Origin of the sequence: Stutzerimonas kunmingensis, from assembly GCF_021432085.1 — a bacterium.
Classification (GTDB): Bacteria; Pseudomonadota; Gammaproteobacteria; order Pseudomonadales; family Pseudomonadaceae; genus Stutzerimonas.
Genome location: NZ_CP090366.1, coordinates 2,925,256 through 2,941,582, shown reverse-complemented (window position 1 = coordinate 2,941,582; position 16,327 = coordinate 2,925,256). Strand labels below are relative to the sequence as shown.

Genomic DNA, 16,327 nt, shown 5'->3' with positions numbered 1-16,327 from the left:
ACGGTGAAAGAGGGCGGACATTCTACTCGCGTCGCTCCGCCAGTAAACCGCCCGACGGCTGGTAGAAAAATGTTTTCTCGGCAGCCGTGGAGCCTCTTCCCAAGCGCAGCGCCATGAATAGAATAGCCGCCCGGGCGCCGGCCCATTTCCGGTCTCTGGGTGTTCACCTTCCATGTCAATCGACAATCCCTGCCTCACGTGCGGCGCCTGCTGCGCGTACTTTCGTGTGTCCTTCTATTTTGGTGAATGCGTTTCTGCCGGCGGTGCGGTGCCGGACCAGCTGACGGTTCAGGTTTCGCCGTTCCATGTGGCCATGCTCGGGACCGAGAGCAAACCTGCGCGCTGCGTCGGACTGCTGGGCGATGTCGGTTGCGGCGTGCGCTGCAGCATGTACGAGCAGCGTTCGAGCACCTGCCGCGAATTCGAGGCGTCCTGGGAGAACGGCGAGCACAATGCGCATTGCGACGCGGCGCGGGCGGCACACGGCCTGCCACCGCTGGTGCCGCCGCTGCAGCCGCAGCTCTCGCCGGATCGGGTGGCTTGACCTGGCGGGCTGTTTGGTAAGTTCGGTTGGTCAATTTCGGATGACCATGGCCCCGATACTGTGTTGCTGCTCGTTGCCATAAGCCCGCTATGACTCGTCGCAGCGCCTTGTCTCGGATCCATGTTCGTCCGAACTTGCCTCGACCAACTCACTGCACAGGCCATCACTCGCGGTACGTCGCCAACACCCTCTAGAATGTCCGACCCTTTCAGGAGGTAATGGATGGACGCTCTGGACCTGTTGCTCAACCGTGTATCTGTCACTCGCCTATGCGAGCCGGCACCCGATGCCGATCAACTCGATCTGCTTTTTCGTGCAGCCTTGCGTGCGCCGGATCACGGCCAGTTGCACCCCTGGCGCTTCCTGACCGTCGAGGGCGATGCGCGCGGCAAGCTCGGTGAGCTGTTTGCCGACGCTCTGCAGGCCCGGCAGACCGATGCCTCGGACGAAGCGCTGCAGAAGGCGCGCAACATGCCGCTGCGTGCGCCAATGTTGATCGTGGTGATCGTCAGTCCGAAGGCGCACCCGAAAGTCCCGGAAGGCGAACAGTTGCTGGCTGCCGGCTGCGCGGCGCATGGTCTGCTGTTGGCCGCCCATGCTCAAGGGATTGGCGCGGTGTGGCGCACCGGCGAGTTCGCCTATGACCCGCATGTAATGAAGGGGCTGGGCTTGGCCGAGCAGGAACGTCTGCTGGGCTTCCTGTACCTGGGCACGCCGGAGGGCCGCATCCGTAGCGCTCCGGTGCTCGAGCCCGAGGCTTTCGTCAGCGCCTGGAACGTTCAGTAATGGGCCTGGATTTCTGACACCGTGCTTGCTGCGTTTGCCAACGGCAGACGCAGGCTCGCGATGAAGCCGCCATCGGGGTGGTTGGCCAGCTGCAGCTGCCCACCGTGGCGCTCGGCCGCACGGCGGGCGATGGCCAATCCGAGGCCATGTCCGGCCGCCGTTTGTCCTGGCGCTCGGAAGAAGGGTTGGCTCAGTTGCGGCAGGTGTTCGTCGGCGACTCCTGGCCCGTGGTCGCGCACACTCAGTACCAGCTCGTCACCGTCGCGCTGCGCGCGCAGCTCCACGGGCACGCCCTCGGGGTTGAAGCGCAGGGCGTTGCGCAACAGATTGTCCAGCGCGCGTTCGAGCATTTCCGTCCAGCCAGTGAATGCCAGGCCTGGCTCGACCCGGCTGTCGATACGCTGAGCGGGCGCGACGATCCGGGCGTTGTCCTCCAGTTGTTCGAACATCGCTGGCAGGTCGACGGCCGTTGTCGCGCCGGGTTCCGCATCCAGGCGCGAGAGTTCGAGAATCTCGCTGATCAACGCTTCCAGTCGATCGCATTCCTTCGCCAGTCGCGGCCAGATCACTTCGCGTTCGCTCGGACTGGCGCGCTCGGCCAGTGCCTGGGCAATGCGCAGGCGCGCCAGCGGTGAGCGCAGTTCATGGGATACGTCGCGCAATAACTGGCGCTGACTGCCGATCAGCGCCTGCAGCCGTGCGCCCATGCGGTTGAAATCGCTCGCCAGCACGCCGAGTTCGTCGCGCCGTGTTGCCAGGCGGGCAAGGGACTGCTGCTGATAGCTGGCCTGTCCCAGATCGTGCACGGCACGGCGCAGGCGATCCAATGGGCGGGTGATGGACAGCGTCAGTAGCAGGCTGAAGCCGGTGAGCACCACCAGTGCGATGCCCAGCGCGCTGAGCGGCCAGGCCAGGCTGCCGCGATGCCAGGCCTGCAGTTCGGGATAGGGAATGCGGTAGATGAACAGGTAGGTTTCACCGCTGGTCGGGCTGGTGTAATCGGCGGTGAGGCGTCGCCAGGGCAGTGGGCGCTCGCGATCCTGATGGCGCGCCTCGAAGGCGGCGGCGCGGGCAGGGAAGGTGCCGCGGATGATTGGCTGGCCGTTTTCCGCCAGCACCTGTACATCGACCCGTGCACGATGCCGGTGCTGTTCCAGCAGGCGCTGTGCAGCCAGCGGGCCCTGGCGCTCGTAGACCTCGGTCCAGGTTTCGGCGAGACCTTGCAGCGCCGGGTGGCGGCCGAGAATCCAGGCGTCCTGATTCAACGCATGGCCGAGCAGCATGGCCAGGCCGGCAACCAGTGCAATGGCCAGCCAGAAGGTTGCGAGTATGCGCCAGAACAGTGATCGCACTGGGTCTCTCCACGGCAAAGCCCGGCAGCTCCCTCCGGCGTTCTGAACGCTTGGCGGAGCCTGCCGGGCAGGTTTCAGGAAGGGCGCAGATCAGTTCTTCTGATCGCGGTCCGCTTTCCATTTGAGGAACTCGGCACGTTCGGCGCGCTTTTCTTCCATCTTCTTCATGCCTTCGTCGAAGGCCTTGTGCTGCTCGGGCTTGAGCAGCGCGCGCATGCTCTGGTGGGTCTTCTCGCGGCTGGCGTCGAGATCGTTCTGCATGGCCTTGCGCTCGGCTTCGGGCAGCTTGTCGAGGTAGCGCTGGGTGATCTGCTGGCGCTGCCGCATCTGCTCGCCCATCAGCTTGCGCATTTCGCGTTGCTGTTCCTTTGTCAGGTCCAGGTCCTGAAACATGTGCGGGGCGTTCTTGCCGCCGTGATGACCGTCGTGCATGCCGCCAGGCATGGCGAAAGCGAGGGTCGGAACGGCAGCGGCGAACAGTACGGCTACGAGTGATTTGCGCATGGTGAAAACTCTCCTGTGTAGGGAAACCGGCCATACCGACGCGTTGCTCATTGGCGGCAGGTCTGTGACCGGATGAGTTCAGTCTACGCAGGGCAAGGTCAAGGGCGGTCAGCTCAGGGTAAAGCCTCGGTAAAGACGATCAGACCGCGTACAGATAGCCGCGGCTGCGCAGAGCGACGATCCGCGGGCTGCCGTCGGCGTGCGGACCAAGCTTGCGCCGCAGGTTGCTGACGTGCATGTCGAGGCTGCGGTCGTAGAGGGTGAGCTTGCGTCCCAGGGCATGCTGGGCAAGGGTCTGCTTGTCGATCGGCTCGCCTGGTTGCGCGAGCAGCGTTTCGAGGATGCGGCCTTCGGAGAGCGTCAGGCTGACGTCATGACCGCCGACGCTGGCCACGCCGCGTGCCGGGCTGTAGCAGAGATCGCCGAACTCGACCTGGCTGGGCGTCGCGGTCGGCTGGCTGCGGCGCAACACGGCACGCAGGCGTGCGGTGAGCTCGCGCGGGTCGCAGGGCTTGGCCAGGTAATCGTCTGCGCCAAGTTCGAGGCCGAGAATCCGATCCAGTGGCTCACCGCGACCCGACAGCATCAGCACCGGCAGATCGGGATGTTCACTGCGCAGTTGCTTGAGCAGCTCCAGGCCACTGCCGTCGGGCAGCATCACGTCCAGGACCACCGCGGCTGGCTGGTGCTGCGCCAGCGCCTGGCGTGCACTGTTGCCATCGTGGCAGGCATGGGCGACGAAACCTTCCTGTGCGAGCCAGCTGATCAGCAGCTCGCAGAGTTCTTCGTCATCGTCGATAAGCAGCAATTCACTCATGTCGGCTCAGGTACTCAGTTGAGCCACTGGCGTCGACGGCGACCGCGCGTGACCAGCAGGCCCAGGGTGAAACTGACGACCCCGACAGCACCACCGACGGCGAACCACTGTTGCTGTTCGTTCAACATCGCGGGCAGCACTTTTGCCTGCTCGGTCTGCAACTGCAGGCGCAAGCGGCGATTTTCCTCGCGCAGACGCAGCAACAGAGCTTCGGTGGTGTCAGCGCTCGGGCCGGCAGGCTCTGGCTCGGCAACGGCGTCAAGCTCGTCGTATTCGGCGGGGTCGCCGGGCTCGGTCACCGGAACAGCAGGTTCCGTTATTGCTTCCTCGGCATACAGCGCCGGGGTGAGCAGGGTCAGGGCAAACAGCAGGGCAAGCGATCGTTGACGCATCGGAACTCCTATTTCCGTACGAGGCCGTGGGCTGCCAGCGGCCGGGCTATTCCCTGCTGTGTCGGCTCAGGGCAGTACTTTCTTGAAGGGCTTGACCACCACGTTCACGTATACGCCGGCGGCCTTGTACGGATCGGCGTCGGCCCACTGCTGCGCGGCTTCCAGCGAACCGAACTCGGCGACTACCAGACTGCCGCTGAACCCGGCTTCGCCCGGGTCGTTGCTGTCGATGGCTGGGTGCGGGCCGGCGAGAACCAGGCGACCTTCGTTCTTCAGCTGCTCCAGGCGTGCCAGGTGGGCCGGGCGAGTGGCGAGGCGGTCCTGCAGGGAATTCGGTGCGTCGGTGGCGATAACGGCGTAGAGCATGGTCGATCCTCGTTCGCGTAGGGGCGTATATAAAAAGTACAGAAAGCCCGGCATGGTGACAGTGCCGGCGCGGCTTCTTTGTCGCGCGGGTCCAAGCGCTACACACAACGGACCGCGCCGTGCAGCGCGGCATCATAGCAAACGGCGCTTGCGACGGAAGCGCTGCGCTTTCCCCCGCTGCAGCGGTTGATGGCACGCAGGATCGTATCGGCGGTCGAAGCAAGAGCAGTTTGCGGCGCCTGCAGCGCTGGCTGGCCGTAATGACGGTGACGACACGAGCCAAAGCGCCGGTGCGGCGTTAGACTAGTCGGCCGTTTGCGCCGGAGCACCCCGTCTTCGGGCCGGTGAAGCCTTACCGCCGCAGGCTTACGGATTCTTATCGAGGTGTCTGCATCTCACTGGAGCGCGTTACCAGATGATTGTCGATCTGCATTGCCACAGCACCGCCTCGGACGGCGCGCTGGCGCCTGCCAAACTGGTGGAGCGAGCCCATGCGCGTGGTATCGAGATGCTGGCGCTCACCGACCACGACACGGTCGACGGCCTTGCCGAGGCGCGGGCAACTGCGCAGGCGCTCGGTATGCAGCTGGTCAATGGCATCGAGCTTTCTTGCCTGTGGAACGGGGCTACCATTCATGTATTGGGCTACGCCTTCGACGCTGATGCGCCTGCGCTGCAGCAGGCGATCGCACAACTGCACGAAGGCCGTTGGCGCCGCGCCGAACTGATCGGCCAGCGCCTGGAAGCGAAGGGGATGCCGGGTGCGCTGGAAGGCGCGCGGGCGCTTCAGCAGGAACTCGGCGACAGTGGCAACGCACCGGCGCGGCCGCATTTCGCCGATTTTCTCGTGCGTGCCGGTCATGTCCGCGACCGTGCCGAAGCGTTTCGCAAATGGCTGGGTTCGGGCAAGCTCGGCGACGTCAAGCAGCATTGGCCGAGCCTGGAGCAGACAGTCCAGACCTTGCGTGACGCAGGTGCGTGGATCAGCCTGGCGCACCCGTGGCAGTACGATTTCACCCGCAGCAAGCGGCGCCGGCTGGTGATCGATTTCGCCCAGGCCGGCGGTCACGCGCTGGAGGTGGTCAACGGCATGCAGCCGCTGGAACAGGTCGGCGGTCTGTCGATCCTGGTACGTGAGTTGGGCCTGATGGCCACAGTGGGCAGTGATTTCCATGCGCCCGGCGACTGGTCGGAACTGGGGCTGTACCGCAGCCTGCCGGAGGACCTGTCGCCGCTTTGGAGACATTTCGATCATGAGCGCCGCATACCTGCTGCCAGCTGAACAGGGAGTTTCCATGAGCCAGTTCTTTCAGATCCATCCGGACAACCCGCAACCGCGCCTGATCAAACAGGCCGTGGAAATCATCCGCAAGGGCGGGGTAGTGGTCTACCCGACCGACTCCAGTTATGCCGTCGGCTGCTCGATGGGTAACAAGGCCGGCATCGAACGCATTCGCCGGCTGCGCCAGCTCGATGACAAGCACAACTTTACGCTGGCCTGTCGCGATCTGTCGCAGCTTGGCCTTTTCGCCAAGGTCGATACCGCGGCCTTTCGCCTGCTCAAGGCTCATCTGCCCGGTCCCTACACGATCATCCTGTCGGCTACCCGCGAGGTGCCGCGCATGTTGCTGCACCCCAAGCGCCGCACCATCGGCCTGCGTGTGCCGGCACAGCCGATCGCCCAGGCGCTGCTGGAAGAACTTGGTGAGCCGCTGATGAGCGTCAGCCTGATCCTTCCCGGTGAAGACCTGCCGATGAGCGACCCCTACGAGATGCGTGACGCGCTGGAGCATCAGGTAGACCTGATCATCGATGGCGGTTACGGTGGCCTCGAAGCATCGACGGTGGTCAGCCTGGTCGATGATCGGCCTGAAGTGATAAGGGTCGGCTGCGGCGATCCCGAGCCCTTCATGGCTTGAGCCTGGATGGCGAGCGTGCCTGTACACCATCTGGCCTGTCGGTGAGAGGGTTGAGGCAAGTTCGGATGAACATGGCTCCGAGACAAGGCGCGGCGACGCGGTATCTGGGCCATGGGCGCCGAAATTGACCAACTGAACTTACCAAACAGGCCAATTAATCAAGGACACCCTTTTGAGCTCCATGGATTCACAGCGGCGCGTGGTTTCCGGCATGCGTCCCAGCGGCCGGCTTCATCTCGGTCACTACAACGGCGTATTGAAGAACTGGGTCAGGCTGCAGCACGAGTACGAGTGTTTCTTCTGCATCGTCGACTGGCACGCGCTGACCACCGACTACGAAAGCTCCGGCGAAATCTCGCAGAACATCATGGATATGGCGGTGGACTGGCTGGCTGCCGGCGTCAGTCCCAGTTCAGCGACGCTGTTCATCCAGTCACAGGTGCCGGAGCACGCCGAGCTGCACCTGCTGCTGTCGATGATCTGCCCACTTGGCTGGCTGGAGCGGGTGCCATCCTACAAGGAGCTGCAGCAGAATCTGCAGCACAAGGACCTGGATACCTATGGCTTCCTCGGATATCCCCTGCTGCAGGCGGCGGACATCCTGATCTATCGCGCCGGGCTGGTGCCGGTCGGCGCCGACCAGCTGCCGCATATCGAATTCGCCCGCGACGTGGCGCGACGTTTCAACCATCTCTATGGACGCGAAGCGGATTTCGAGGACAAGGCCGAAGCGGCGATCCGCAAGCTCGGCAAGAAGACCTCCAAGCTGTACGTCAGCCTGCGCAAGAGCTATCAGGAGCAGGGTGACGTCGAGGCGTTGAACACCGCCCGTGCGGTTATCAAGGAACAGCAGACCATCACCATCGGCGATCAGGAGCGGCTTTACGGCTACCTGGAAGGCTGCGGCAAGCTGCTGCTGCCGGAACCGCAGGCGCTGCTCGGCGAGCAACCGAAGATTTCCGGGCTCGACGGCGGCAAGATGGCGAAGTCCAACAGCAATGCGATCTACCTGCGCGATACGTCGAACGAGATCGAGGAGAAGATTCGCCGTATGCCCACCGACCCGGCCCGCGTGCATCGCAGCGACCCTGGTGAGCCGACGCGCTGCCCGGTGTGGCAGATGCATCTGGTGCACTCCGAAGAGGCCGTCTGCCAGTGGGCAGAGCAGGGTTGCCGCAGCGCCGGCATCGGCTGCCTGGAGTGCAAGGGGCCGCTGATCGACTCGATCAAGGCTGATCTGACACCCCTGCAGGAGCGCGCGCTGGACTACGAGCAGAATCCCGACCTGGTCCGCAGCATCCTCGCAGAAGGTGCGGAGCACGCCCGTGACGAGGCCCGTGAGACGCTGATCGAAGTTCGCCAGGCGATGGGCCTGAATTACCGCTGAGCGGCGCATAAGCGGCCGGCTCCGAAGGATTTTCATGCAGCACACCGAGTCCCCCAGTCCCGAAGCGATCCAGCCCGGCGAGCAGCTACGCCTGGCGCTGGTCTATGGCGAGGCGGTGACCGAGCTGCCGCTGGACCTCTACATTCCGCCGGATGCGCTGGAAGTCTTTCTCGAAGCCTTCGAAGGCCCGCTGGATCTTCTGCTCTACCTGATCCGCAAGCAGAACATCGACATCCTCGATATTCCGGTGGCTGAGATCACCCGGCAGTACATGGGTTACGTCGAGCTGATGAAATCGGTGCGCCTGGAGTTGGCCGCCGAGTATCTGGTGATGGCCGCGATGCTCGCCGAGATCAAGTCACGCATGCTGCTGCCGCGCTCGGCTGAGGTCGCCGAAGAAGAGGATGATCCGCGCGCCGAGCTGATCCGCCGGCTGCAGGAGTACGAACGTTTCAAGGCCGCCGCCGAGGACATCGACGAGCTGCCACGGGTCGGCCGCGACCTGCAGGTGCCGCGTCTCGATGCACCCGAGGCTCGGGCGCGTAAGCTGCTGCCGGACGTGAGCCTGGAAGAGCTGCTGGTGTCGATGGCCGAGGTGCTGCGCCGCGCCGACATGTTCGAGAGCCATCAGGTCACCCGCGAAGCGTTGTCGACCCGCGAGCGCATGAGCGAAGTGCTCGAACGACTGAAGGACGGTGGTTTCGTCCCCTTCGTAGCGCTGTTCCGCATCGAGGACGGGCGACTCGGCGTGGTGGTGACCTTCATGGCTGTGCTCGAGCTGATCAAGGAGTCGTTGGTCGAGCTGGTGCAGAACGAACCCTTTGCGCCGATTCATGTGCGCAGCCGTACCGAATAGGCATTTGCAGGAGTCAATCGTGGACCTGTCCGATCCCAAGGATCTCGCTTCTCTGCTCGAAGCCTTTCTGCTCGCATCCGGCAAACCGCTCTCCCTGGAGCGCCTCGGCGAACTCTTCGAGGAAGCCGAGCGGCCGTCTTCGGCACAGCTGAAGAAGGCCCTCGAAGTGCTGGAAAAGTCCTGCAAGGGCCGCGCCTTCGAACTCAAGGAAGTCGCCAGCGGTTACCGCCTGCAGGTGCGTCAGCGCTTTTCGCCATGGGTCGGCCGGCTCTGGGAAGAGCGCCCCCAGCGTTACTCTCGCGCGCTGCTGGAAACCCTGGCGCTGATTGCCTACCGCCAGCCGATCACCCGTGGCGAGATCGAGGATATCCGCGGCGTCGCGGTGAACAGCCAGATCGTCAAGACGCTGCAGGAGCGCGAGTGGATTCGTGTGGTTGGCCATCGTGACGTGCCGGGACGCCCGGCGATGTTCGCCACTACCCGGCAGTTTCTCGACCATTTCAACCTGAAGAACCTCGATGAGCTGCCGCCACTCGCTGTATTGCGCGAGATGGAACCGGAGCTCCGTCCGATGCTAGACGACGAGGATGCCCCCGTGCCTGTCGCCTTGCAGGCGCGGGCCGATGAAGCTGCAGATGAGCCGCAGGCCCCGCTGCGTGAACAGACCAGCTTCCGCAGCCTGCTGGCCGAACTCGACGGCATGGAGCAGGGCCTGAAGACCGACTTCGACGATCTGCTGGAAGCCGAAGAGACATCGGTAGACGAGCCGCGCGGAGACGAGCCCGCGCACTAAGCGCCAAGCCACCCCAACCGGCGTACTCAGGCTCCTGGTTGCCGCTTCCACGCCGGCATCGCGTCGTGTCCGAACGCCAACTGACCCTGGATGGTTTATGGTTGTCTGAGCTTTCAACCAAGCGTTGAGCCCTTCAACCACAGTTGAATTTTGCAGCAGGAGTGAGGCATGCATCCGCGAGTTCTAGAAGTCACCGAGCGCCTGGTCGAGCGCAGCCGCAAGACCCGCGAGCGCTATCTGGCGATGATGGCCGCCGCCGCCAGTGAGGGTCCGCAGCGCGGCAAGCTGCAGTGTGCCAACTTTGCCCACGGTGTCGCCGGCTGCAATTCCGGCGAGGACAAGCAGAGCCTGCGCCTGATGAACGCGGCAAACGTGGCCATCGTCTCGGCGTACAACGACATGCTCTCGGCGCATCAGCCCTATGAGCATTTTCCGGAAATGATTCGCCAGGCGCTGCGTGAGATCGGCTCGGTCGGCCAGTACGCCGGCGGCGTCCCGGCGATGTGCGATGGCGTGACCCAGGGCGAGGCGGGCATGGAAATGAGCCTGGCCAGCCGCGAAGTGATCGCCATGAGCACGGCAGTCGCGCTGTCGCACAACATGTTCGATGCGGCATTGATGCTCGGCATCTGCGACAAGATCGTCCCGGGTCTGATGATCGGCGCGCTGCGCTTCGGCCATCTGCCGACCATCTTCGTGCCGGGTGGGCCGATGCCCTCGGGAATTCCGAACAAGGCGAAGGCCGAGGTGCGCCAGCGTTACGCCGAAGGCAAGGCCAGCCGCGAGGAGCTGTTGGAGTCGGAGATGAAGTCCTATCACAGCCCTGGCACCTGCACCTTCTACGGCACCGCCAACACCAATCAGGTGGTGATGGAGATCATGGGCCTGCACTTGCCAGGGTCGTCGTTCGTCAACCCTTACACGCCGCTGCGCGATGCGCTGACCCGGGAGGCGGCGCACCAGGTCACGCGCCTGACCCATCAGGCCGGCAACTACACACCGCTATGCCAGGTGGTCGACGAGAAATCCATCGTCAATTCGGTGGTCGCGCTCAACGCCACCGGCGGCTCGACCAACCACACCCTGCATATCCCTGCGTTCGCCCGCGCCGCCGGCATCCAGCTGACCTGGCAGGACATGGCCGATCTTTCCGAGGTGGTGCCGACGCTGGCCAAGGTCTACCCCAACGGCCAGGCCGACGTGAACCATTTCCACGCCTGTGGCGGGGTGCCGTTCATGGTGCGCACGCTGCTCGACGCCGGTCTGTTGCACGAGGACGTGCATACCGTCGTCGGCAAGGGCCTGCGGCGCTACATCCAGGAGCCGTTCCTCGACGGTGACAAGCTGGTGTGGCGCGATGGCCCGGCGCAGAGCCTTGACGAAAACATCCTGCGCCCGGCCGAGCGGCCATTCTCGCCGGAGGGCGGGCTGCGCGTGCTGGAAGGCAACCTCGGCCGCGGCGTGACGAAGATTTCTGCCGTGGCGCCCGAGCACCGTTTTGTCGAGGCGCCGGCGCGGGTATTTATCGACCAGAGCGAGCTGGCGGCAGCGTTCAAGGCCGGGGAGCTGGAGCGCGACTTCATTGCCGTGGTGCGTTTTCAGGGGCCTAAAGCCAATGGCATGCCCGAACTGCACAAGCTCACGCCGTTTCTCGGTGTGCTGCAGGACCGCGGCTACAAGGTGGCGCTGGTCACCGACGGGCGCATGTCCGGTGCTTCGGGCAAGGTGCCGGCGGCCATTCATGTCTGCCCGGAGGCACTGGACGGCGGGCCGCTGGCGCGGGTGCGCGATGGCGACATCCTCCGCGTCGACGGCGAGAACGGCGAACTGCGAGCACTGGTCGATCCCTCCGAATGGGATGCGCGGGAACCGGCGATTCGGCCCGAAGACATGGGCATCGGCTGCGGTCGGGAGCTCTTTGCCTTCATGCGCGCCTCGTTCAGCACGGCAGAGCAGGGCGCCAGTGCATTTACCGAGAGTCTGGAGGCGCTGAAGTGAAGACGGCGCTCGTTGGAGATATTGGCGGTACCAATGCACGTTTCGCGCTGTGGCGCGACCAGCGCATCGAGCAGATTCGCGTGATTCCCACGGCCGACCATGCGCGGCCGGAGCTGGCGATCCTCGCGTACCTGAGTGAAGTCGATCAGCCGCTGGAAACCCTCGAGGCGGTGTGCCTGGCCTGTGCCGGGCCGGTCGGCGGCGATCTGTTTCGTTTCACCAACAACCATTGGCAGCTGAGCCGCGAAGCCTTCTGCCGCGAGCTGGGTGTGAAGGAGCTGTTGCTGATCAACGACTTCACCGCCATGGCCCTCGGCATGACGCGGCTGCACGATGGTGAGCGCATCACGGTTTGCGATGGCGAGCCTGAACCGGGACGGCCGCGACTGGTCATAGGGCCCGGCACCGGGCTCGGAGTCGCCGGATTGCTGCCACTGTCTGGCGGCGGTTGGCGCGCCTTGCCGGGCGAGGGCGGGCATATCTGCCTTCCCGTCGGCAGCGAGCGCGAGGCGGCGATCTGGGCGCATCTGCACCGTTCGCTCGGCCATGTGAATGCCGAGGCAGTGCTCAGCGGTCCAGGGCTGCTGACGCTCTACCGCGCATGCTGCGCGCTGGATGGACAGCAGGTGGCGCTCGATTCGCCCGCAGCTATCACCAAGGCCGCGCTGGCCGGCGATACCTACGCCGCGGCGGTGCTGGAGCAGTTCTGCCGCTGGTTGGGGCGTATCGTCGGCGATAACGTGCTGACCCTCGGTGCCCGCGGCGGCGTTTACATCGTCGGTGGAGTGGTGCCGCGTTTCGCCGAGATGTTCCTGCGCAGCGGTTTTAGCGAGGCGTTGCGCGAGAAGGGACAGATGAGCCGTTATTTCGATCGCCTGCCGGTCTGGCTGGTGACCGCGCCGTATCCCGGCCTCGAGGGCGCGGGCGTGGCATTGCAACCGTTGTTGGAGGGAGCCTAGGCTGCGACATGTCGGGTCGACGGGTGACCCCATAACAACAAGAAAAGGGACGTGACGTGAGCCAAGCAGGTAAGAACATCCTTCTGGTCGACGACGATCAGGAAATCCGCGAACTGTTGCAGACCTATCTCAGCCGCTCGGGCTTTCATGTGCGCGGCGTGCCGGACGGCGGGCAGTTTCGCGCGGCGCTGTGTGCCGAGCCGGCCGATCTGGTGATTCTCGACGTGATGCTGCCCGACGAGGACGGCTTCAGCCTGTGCCGCTGGATTCGCCAGCACGAGCGGTTGGCTTCGATGCCGATCATCATGCTCACCGCCAGCTCCGACGAGGCCGATCGGGTCGTCGGCCTGGAGCTGGGGGCCGACGACTACCTGGGTAAGCCGTTCAGCCCGCGCGAATTGCTCGCGCGGATCAAGGCACTGCTGCGACGCGTCAGCTTCGCCCAGGAACGCGGCAGTGATGTTCTGGCCTTCGATGAGTGGCGGCTGGACATGATCAGCCACCGCCTGTTCCACGCCGACGGCGAGGAGGTCTTTCTCTCCGGCGCCGATTTCGCCCTGCTCAAGCTGTTTCTCGATCATCCGCAGCAGATCCTCGACCGCGACACGATCGCCAACGCCACCCGTGGTCGCGAGGTGATGCCGCTGGAGCGCATCGTCGACATGGCGGTCAGTCGCCTGCGCCAGCGCCTGCGCGACACCGGCAAGTCGCCGCGGCTGATCCGCACGGTACGTGGCAGCGGTTACTTGTTGGCTACCCAGGTGACGCCGCACCATGAATCTGCGCACTGAGCGGGGGCGCCTGCGGCTGGTGCCACGTTCGCTGCTCGGACGGATGCTGTTGCTGACCCTGCTGGCGGTGTTGCTGGCCCAGGGGCTTTCGAGCCTGATCTGGCTATCGCAGCTACGCGCCAGCCAGATGGAAGGCTTGCTCACCAGCGCCCGCAGCCTGGCGCAGTCGATGGCGGCCAGCGTCAGCTACTTCCGTTCGCTGCCGCTGGGCTATCGCCCATTGGTGCTCGATCAGTTGCGCAGCATGGGCGGTACACGTTTCTTCGTGTCGCTCAACGACAAGCCGCTGGACATGGAGATCCTCCCGGAAACGCCGCGCAAGCGTGCGGTCCTACATGAGGTGGAGCAGGTATTGCGCCAGCGACTCGGCGGCGCGGTGGACCTGAACATCGAGTTCGTCAGCCCCGATGACCTGCGCATCTTCAACAGTGGCATCACGCTCGATGAGTTGCCGCGCTCCTGGGCGCACTACGCGCTGGGCCTCGAACCGCTGTCACCGCCGGTGCTGGTGACGCAGATCCAGATCGCCCCGCAGGAATGGCTCTATCTGGCCTCGCTGATGCCAGCTCCCTACGTCAGCCTGGAGGACGAGGGGCTGCCGGCCCAGCAGTTGTGGTTCATCGTGCTGACCAGCGCCTTCCTGCTGCTGTTCATCGGCCTGCTGGTGCGCTGGCAGAGCCGGCCACTGAAGCGCCTGGCCAAGGCGGCGCGGGAGTTGTCGCTGGGCGCCGAGGTGCAGCCGTTGACCGAGGTCGGCGCCAGCGAGATCGTCGAGGTGAGCCGTGCCTTCAACAACATGCGCCAGCGCATCAGTCGCTACCTGACCGAGCGAGGCCAATTGTTCAGCGCGATTTCCCATGACCTGCGCACGCCCATCACGCGTCTGCGTCTGCGTGTCGAGCTGCTGGAAGATGAAGCCCAGCAGATCAAGTTCACCCGTGACCTCGACGAGCTGGAGCTGCTGGTCAAGGGCGCACTGCAATGCGTGAAGGACACCGACATCCACGAGAACATCGAGGCGGTGGATCTAAATCTGCTGCTCGAGCATATCGTCGAGCCCTATCAGGCCTGCGACCAGACCCGCGTGACTTTGGACGGCCGGGCTTCGGCGCCTTATCCGGGCAAGCCGCTGGCGCTCAAGCGCTGCATCGGCAATCTGCTGGACAATGCCCTGAAGTACGGTGAGCGCGCCCACCTGCATGTCGAGGACGGCAAGGAGGCGCTGGTGCTGCACGTCGATGACGAGGGCCCGGGCGTGCCCGAGCAGCGTCTTGAGCATGTCTTCGAACCCCACGTGCGGCTCTCGGGGCAGCAGCAGGGCTATGGGCTGGGGCTCGGTATCGCACGGAATATCGCCCACGCCCACGGTGGCGAACTGAGCATGCGCAATCTGCAGCAGGGAGGGCTGAGGGTGACGCTGACCTTGCCGCGCTGATCCGGCTCAGTGCACTTCGTTACGATCGCTGCGGCTTTGTAATGGCTCTGTGACCATCGCCCATCCCTTCGTTACCCAGTGTCCATTTCCCTGCGCATAGACTCGGTCCATCGCAAGCAACCATGACTTGCCGGATAAAAACAAGAAGGTGCCTCTACATGAACGCGATCCATCGTCTCGCTCTTTCCGTTTCCCTTGCCCTGCCATTGCTCGCCCATGCCGGCGAGGTCGAAGTTCTGCACTGGTGGACTTCCGGTGGCGAGAAGCGCGCCGCCGACACCCTGCAGAAGCTGGTCGAGCAGAAAGGCCATACCTGGAAGGACTTCGCCGTCGCCGGCGGTGGTGGCGAGGCTGCCATGACCGTACTGAAGACCCGCGCCGTTTCCGGCAACCCGCCGTCCGCCGCACAGATCAAGGGCCCGGACATCCAGGAGTGGGGCGAACTCGGCCTGCTCGCCAATCTCGATGACACCGCCAAGGCAGAACGCTGGGACGAAATGCTGCCCGAGCAGGTGCGCAAGATCATGCAGTACGACGGTTCCTACGTTGCGGTGCCGGTCAACGTGCATCGGGTCAACTGGCTGTGGATCAACCCGGAAGTGTTCGAGAAGGCCGGCGCCACGCCGCCGAAGACCCTCGACGAATTCTTCGCCGCAGCCGACAAGCTCAAGGCTGCCGGCTTCATTCCGGTTGCCCACGGCGGCCAGCCCTGGCAGGACGGCACCGTGTTCGAGGGCTTTGTACTGAGCATTCTCGGCCCGGACGACTATCACAAGGCCTTCGTCGAGCTGGATAACGACACCCTGACCGGCGACAAGATGGTTCAGGCCTTCACCGCACTGAAGAAGTTGCGCGACTACATCGACGCCGACGCGGCCGGGCGCGAATGGAACCGTGCCACCGGCATGGTCATCGACGGCAAGGCCGGCATGCAGATCATGGGCGACTGGGCCAAGAGCGAGTTCACCGCCGCCAACAAGGTGGCTGGCGAGGACTACCAGTGCCTGCCGTTCCCCGGCACCCAGGGCAGCTTCGCCTTCAATATCGACTCGCTGGCCATGTTCAAGCTCAGCAACGATGACAACCGCAAGGCTCAGGAAGACCTGGCGCGCACGGTGCTGGAGCCGGAGTTCCAGACCTTCTTCAATCAGAATAAGGGCTCTATCCCGGTTCGCCAGGACCAGGACATGAGCGAGTTCGACGCCTGCGCCCAGCAGTCGATGACCGACTTCAAGGAGGCCGCCAAGGGCAGCGGCCTGCAGCCCAGCCTGACCCATGGCATGGCGGCTTCAAGCTATGTGCAGGGCGCGGTGTTCGACGTCGTCACCAACTTCTTCAACGACCCCAAGGCCGACCCGCAAAAGGCGGCCAAGCAACTGGCGGCAGCGATCCAGGCCGTGCAGTAACGCTGAGGGCGGACCGTTCCGC

General features: G+C 64.4%; 17 protein-coding genes. 12 read left to right on the top strand and 5 right to left on the bottom strand.

Annotated elements, in window-relative coordinates; all coding sequences use genetic code 11:
- Positions 1–172 precede the first annotated feature (172 nt).
- Positions 173–544: a YkgJ family cysteine cluster protein gene (locus LW136_RS13790; protein WP_003300645.1), complete on the top strand. Its 372-nt coding sequence runs from the start codon at positions 173–175 to the stop codon at positions 542–544.
- A 222-nt stretch (positions 545–766) separates the two neighbouring features.
- Positions 767–1,330 carry an NAD(P)H nitroreductase gene (locus LW136_RS13785; RefSeq protein WP_234173109.1) on the top strand — a complete coding sequence of 188 codons (564 nt, stop codon included), beginning with the start codon at positions 767–769 and terminating at the stop codon, positions 1,328–1,330.
- On the opposite strand, the gene LW136_RS13780 is transcribed toward LW136_RS13785, so the two are convergent.
- From LW136_RS13780 to LW136_RS13760, 5 genes are all read right to left on the bottom strand, one after another.
- Positions 1,324–2,682 carry a sensor histidine kinase gene (locus LW136_RS13780; RefSeq protein ID WP_234173108.1) on the bottom strand — a complete coding sequence of 453 codons (1,359 nt, stop codon included), beginning with the start codon at positions 2,680–2,682 and terminating at the stop codon, positions 1,324–1,326. The two genes, LW136_RS13785 and LW136_RS13780, sit on opposite strands and share 7 nt — an antisense overlap.
- A 90-nt stretch (positions 2,683–2,772) precedes the next feature.
- Complete coding sequence (locus tag LW136_RS13775) at positions 2,773–3,186, bottom strand: Spy/CpxP family protein refolding chaperone (protein ID WP_041014370.1); 414 nt, start codon at positions 3,184–3,186, stop codon at positions 2,773–2,775.
- A 139-nt stretch (positions 3,187–3,325) separates the two neighbouring features.
- Positions 3,326–4,003, bottom strand: coding sequence for a response regulator transcription factor (locus LW136_RS13770; protein ID WP_014820751.1), 678 nt, complete (start codon positions 4,001–4,003; stop codon positions 3,326–3,328).
- A gap of 14 nt (positions 4,004–4,017) precedes the next feature.
- A complete protein-coding gene (locus LW136_RS13765) occupies positions 4,018–4,395 on the bottom strand; it encodes an SH3 domain-containing protein (RefSeq protein WP_044314172.1) in 378 nt (125 codons plus the stop codon).
- Between the two features lie 66 nt (positions 4,396–4,461).
- Complete coding sequence (locus LW136_RS13760) at positions 4,462–4,761, bottom strand: YciI family protein (RefSeq protein WP_234173107.1); 300 nt, start codon at positions 4,759–4,761, stop codon at positions 4,462–4,464.
- 415 nt (positions 4,762–5,176) lie between these two features.
- On the opposite strand from LW136_RS13760, the gene LW136_RS13755 reads away from it, so the two are divergent.
- The 10 genes from LW136_RS13755 (at position 5,177) to LW136_RS13710 (ending at position 16,305) form a co-directional block, all read left to right on the top strand.
- The gene (locus tag LW136_RS13755) at positions 5,177–6,043 is read left to right on the top strand and encodes a PHP domain-containing protein (protein ID WP_041014367.1); all 867 of its coding nucleotides are present in this window, start codon (positions 5,177–5,179) and stop codon (positions 6,041–6,043) included.
- A gap of 13 nt (positions 6,044–6,056) precedes the next feature.
- Positions 6,057–6,680, top strand: coding sequence for an L-threonylcarbamoyladenylate synthase (locus tag LW136_RS13750; RefSeq protein ID WP_014820748.1), 624 nt, complete (start codon positions 6,057–6,059; stop codon positions 6,678–6,680).
- A 211-nt stretch (positions 6,681–6,891) separates the two neighbouring features.
- Entirely contained in the window at positions 6,892–8,067 is a 1,176-nt protein-coding gene (locus LW136_RS13745) for a tryptophan--tRNA ligase (protein ID WP_014820747.1), read from the top strand.
- Positions 8,068–8,101: 34 nt separating this feature from the next.
- Positions 8,102–8,923 carry a segregation and condensation protein A gene (locus LW136_RS13740; RefSeq protein ID WP_256449915.1) on the top strand — a complete coding sequence of 274 codons (822 nt, stop codon included), beginning with the start codon at positions 8,102–8,104 and terminating at the stop codon, positions 8,921–8,923.
- A 19-nt stretch (positions 8,924–8,942) separates the two neighbouring features.
- On the top strand, positions 8,943–9,716 hold the full coding sequence (gene scpB, locus LW136_RS13735) for an SMC-Scp complex subunit ScpB (protein WP_234173106.1): 774 nt from the start codon (positions 8,943–8,945) through the stop codon (positions 9,714–9,716).
- 168 nt (positions 9,717–9,884) lie between these two features.
- Positions 9,885–11,714, top strand: coding sequence for a phosphogluconate dehydratase (gene edd / locus LW136_RS13730; RefSeq protein WP_234173105.1), 1,830 nt, complete (start codon positions 9,885–9,887; stop codon positions 11,712–11,714).
- On the top strand, positions 11,711–12,673 hold the full coding sequence (locus tag LW136_RS13725) for a glucokinase (protein ID WP_090523037.1): 963 nt from the start codon (positions 11,711–11,713) through the stop codon (positions 12,671–12,673). Before edd ends, LW136_RS13725 begins: the two co-directional genes overlap by 4 nt.
- A 56-nt stretch (positions 12,674–12,729) precedes the next feature.
- Complete coding sequence (locus tag LW136_RS13720; protein WP_003280657.1) at positions 12,730–13,464, top strand: response regulator; 735 nt, start codon at positions 12,730–12,732, stop codon at positions 13,462–13,464.
- The gene (locus LW136_RS13715) at positions 13,448–14,899 is read left to right on the top strand and encodes an ATP-binding protein (protein WP_272877619.1); all 1,452 of its coding nucleotides are present in this window, start codon (positions 13,448–13,450) and stop codon (positions 14,897–14,899) included. The genes LW136_RS13720 and LW136_RS13715 overlap by 17 nt, the downstream gene beginning before the upstream one ends.
- A gap of 158 nt (positions 14,900–15,057) precedes the next feature.
- Complete coding sequence (locus LW136_RS13710) at positions 15,058–16,305, top strand: ABC transporter substrate-binding protein (RefSeq protein WP_023445140.1); 1,248 nt, start codon at positions 15,058–15,060, stop codon at positions 16,303–16,305.
- Positions 16,306–16,327 lie beyond the last annotated feature (22 nt).